Here is a 2,011-nt window from a genome sequence, read left to right as displayed (position 1 = left end):
GTTTGCATAGGCTAATATAGGAACTAATACACTCATTCCTAATTGTGCTACAAATAAAGGGTTCTTAAATCTTACCTTCCAGTTTATTTTCATAAATTACCTTCCTTTAAAATTTTATTAAAAGAGCAATAACAGAACTAATTAAAGCACCTGCTATTGCTCTCCATAACCATGTATTACTATTTTCTAAGTCAGATATTCTATTATTTGCTACTTTTATTTTTTCTTCTATAATTTCATTCTTCAATTCATGATTTTTATTTATATTCTCTAAGAGAACTTCAATTCTAATTAGACGTTCTCTAACTTCTTGTGAAGTGTCCTCAGCCATACCAACCTCCTTTATATACAATAAAAAAGAACTTAATTACTCACCTGTAACAAGTTCTTTTGCTTCCATTAATGACATTAAATCATCATACTCTCCTTTAGTTATTATATTTTTCTCTAAGTATCTAGTTAATTGCTTTGTAAGTGTAGCCTTATCATATGCTCCACCTAATATCATTATTTTTGCTTGCTCATATCTTGAAAGTGCCATTGTCTTTCCTCCTTTTATATTTTTATTTATATTAAATGTATTTGCTAAACTTATTCCTGTAAGTCCGGCATCTTCTAATGTCCATTCAACCTCTAATAGTCTATAATCCATATCAAAAGTAGTTGCCACCATATCTACATTATGTTCTTCTATATCTAGAAGAGAGTTTTCCATAGCATATATGCTAGGTACGTTACCTGTGTAAGTTGCTTTAACACTTTGACAAGGTATTACACTTTCTACACTTAATGTTGCATTATTGGGTATTTCTAGTAATAACCTATCTGTATCTATTGTTTCATAATAAGGTTCTGCTAACTCTAGGATTAAATTATATTCAATGTTATTATCCCTCATATAACTTTTTAGTTCATCAACTGTAGAACCATATTCTTTAGGTAGCCAAAATGTTAATGCTCCATACGGTTTAGTGCCGTCCAGTCTAACATGAAATATATCATCAGAATTGTTTTGAATATATGGTATTTTATCACAACAACCTTCTCCATTTGATTTAAACTTATAACCTGTCATTGCTAAACCATATCTATTACAATTAGACAAATTATTATCATACATCCTTATATCATCATTATGTGATAGTAAATAACTACTCATTTTATGATGATGTTTCAACTCACCGTCAATGTAAACTATTTCATCAGTTTTGTGTAGTGGTGAATTTAGATACACTGTTTTAGTTGAGTAATAATAAGGTTCGTATGAAGTTGCTTGTGTCCCTTCTTCTAGTTGAAGTTTATTTACCTTAACCGTATAAATTTTACTTTCCAATGGTGTAATGTTACCTGTTGTTATAGTTATATATTTATAATTAGTTAAGTCTATAGTTGTATTAAAGTTAAATTCTTTACCTCCGTTTTTTTGAATCAAATAATTGTAACTATCATTATGTGTATTTTTTGTATTTTCTATGTTGTGACATATTACTTTCAAATTATATTTATCACTATCTAAAGTAAAGACGCCACTTAAAATGTGTTGTCCATTAAATCTAGATACATCAATATTTTTATATATTATTGAACCTTTACTAACACCGCTTTGAGGTGATAATGAAGTTGTTAAATCTAATGTTTGAGTAACATCTTGCAGCCCTAATAAATTCTTACCTCTTATCTCAACTTCGCATTTATATTTACCTAAATTTTCGATACTTTCTTCACCACTATCAACCATTTCTTGTGTTACTTTACAGTTTTCAAAGGTAGATTGCATTTCTTCATTAACTAATGTATTACCTACAATTTTATCTATATTAACCAAACCTTCTTTACTGCCTTCTAACTTTAAAGAATTTCCTTCGCCCTCTATAGTTAGCCTTCCATCCTTACTTTCATTAAATAAACCTTGTATATATACATCTTGAACTTTATTCTTCTCCTCAATATCAAGAAGTCTTGAATCTTGTTCCTCATTTTTACTTTCAACTTGATCTATTCTACTCGTATT

General features: G+C 28.8%; 3 protein-coding genes. All 3 read right to left on the bottom strand.

All coding sequences use genetic code 11. From position 1 onward, the window contains the following. Positions 1–93: phage holin (locus tag I2A66_RS18090; RefSeq protein ID WP_442970902.1), on the bottom strand; the 93-nt coding region annotated here is incomplete at its 3' end. 13 nt (positions 94–106) lie between these two features. After that, a complete protein-coding gene (locus I2A66_RS16800) occupies positions 107–331 on the bottom strand; it encodes a hemolysin XhlA family protein (protein ID WP_122639832.1) in 225 nt (74 codons plus the stop codon). A 36-nt stretch (positions 332–367) separates the two neighbouring features. Next, a partial coding sequence (locus I2A66_RS16795; protein ID WP_195252032.1) for a hypothetical protein occupies positions 368–2,011 on the bottom strand: 1,644 nt, incomplete at its 5' end.

Origin of the sequence: Romboutsia sp. 1001713B170207_170306_H8 (assembly GCF_015550495.1) — a bacterium.
Lineage (GTDB): Bacteria > Bacillota > Clostridia > Peptostreptococcales > Peptostreptococcaceae > Romboutsia_E.
This window is presented reverse-complemented; position numbering and strand designations above follow the sequence as displayed.